At 74.2% G+C, this 1,659-nt stretch carries 1 pseudogene; it reads left to right on the top strand.

Going from position 1 to position 1,659, the window contains the following annotated elements:
- Positions 1-1,657, top strand: a pseudogene (locus KBX39_RS30630) (hypothetical protein); the annotation flags it as partial.
- Positions 1,658-1,659: the final 2 nt, after the last annotated feature.

Below are 1,659 nucleotides of genomic sequence, written 5' to 3'. Positions count from 1 at the left end.
GTTCAGCCCCGACGGCCGGCGGGTCGTGGTGGCCGACAGCGGCGGCACGGTACGCGGCTGGGACATCCCCACCGGCCGGCTGGCGTTCGAGGTGCGCGAGCCGGAAGTCGTCTACCGGCTGGCGCACACGCCGGACGGGCGGCTGCTGGCCGCGGTCGGGCAGCACGGCCGGGTCTGGGTCCGCCGGGCCGCCGACGGCGAGCTGCTGCGCTCGCCGCGCGGCCACGAGGCCGACGTGTACGCCCTCGACATCCACCCCGACGGCACGCTGATGGCCACCGGCGACACGCACGGCGCGCTGCGGCTGTGGGAGACCGAGACCGGCCGGCCGGTACGGGTGCTCGGGCGGCAGCGGGGCGCGATCTACAGCGTCCGGTTCAACGGCGACGGCAGCCTGCTCGCCACCGCCGCCAGCGACGGCGCGATCCAGCTCTGGGACACCGACGACGGGCAGGTCCGGCACGAGCTGACCCGGCACCGCGGCTCGGTCTGGCCGGTGGTCTGGCGGCCGGATCAGAACCAGGTGGCCACCAGCAGCAACGACGGCACCACCCGGCTGTGGGACGTACGCACCGGGCAGCTCCAGCACACGTTGCGCGGGCACGGCCGGCGGGTCACCGCGCTGTCCTTCCGCGACGACGGGGAAGTGCTCGCCGCCTGCGGCAACGACGGCGTGATCCGGCTCTGGGAACCGCGTACCGGCCGCCTGCTGCGCCAGCTCGCCAGCCCCGCCGACCGGCTGCTGTCCGTGGTGTTCTGCCCCGAGGAGCCGCTGGTCGCCTCGCCCAGCGGCGACGGCGGCGTGCACCTGTGGAACACCGACACCGGCGCCGACGAGCGCGAGCTCAACGTGGACACCGACCACGTCTGGGCGGTCGCGTTCAGCCCCGACGGCGACGCGCTCGCCACCGCGAACGACGACGACACGGTACGCCTGTGGTACCGCCGCACCGGCCGGCACTTCGCCACGCTCACCCCGCACCGGGGCCGGGTGCGCACCGTCGCGTTCAGCCCGGACGGCGAGACCATCGCCACCGGGTGCGACGACCAGACGGTTCGGCTGTGGGACGCCGCCACCGCCACCTGCCGGATGACGCTGGAACACCACACTGACCGGGTCTACTCGGTCGGCTTCAACAGCGAGGGCACGCTGCTGGCCAGCGCCGGCAACGACGGCACGGCGGTGGTCTGGGACGTGCAGACCGGCCAGCCGCGTGTCGTGCTCACCGAACACGACGGCCGCCTCTGGTCGTGCGCGTTCAGCCCGGACGGCAACCTGCTCGCCACCGCCGGGGACGACCTGGTGATCCGGCTGTGGGACCCGGTCACCGGCCGGCTGCACGGCACGCTGGCGGCACACACCCGGCGGGTCTGGTCGGTGCACTTCAGCCCGGACAGCAGCCTGCTCGCCAGCGCCGGTGACGACGGCACCGTACGCCTGTGGGACGTGGCCGACCCGGAGCACGCCCAGCTGCGGACCACGCTGATCGGGCTGCCGGACGGATGGGCGGCGGTCAGCCCGGACGGCCGGTACAAGCTGGACGGTGACCCGGGCGGCCAGTTCTGGCACGTCATCGGCACGTGCCGCTTCGAGGTGGGCGAGCTGGATCCTTACCTGACCCAGGTCCGCCGACTACCCGTGGACGCCCCCTTCTGACC

The sequence above is a fragment of the Micromonospora sp. D75 genome (assembly GCF_018070405.1).
In the GTDB taxonomy this organism is placed as follows: domain Bacteria; phylum Actinomycetota; class Actinomycetes; order Mycobacteriales; family Micromonosporaceae; genus Micromonospora; species Micromonospora chalcea.
Note: the sequence above shows the minus strand (reverse complement) of the source record. Positions and strands in the feature narration are given on the sequence as shown.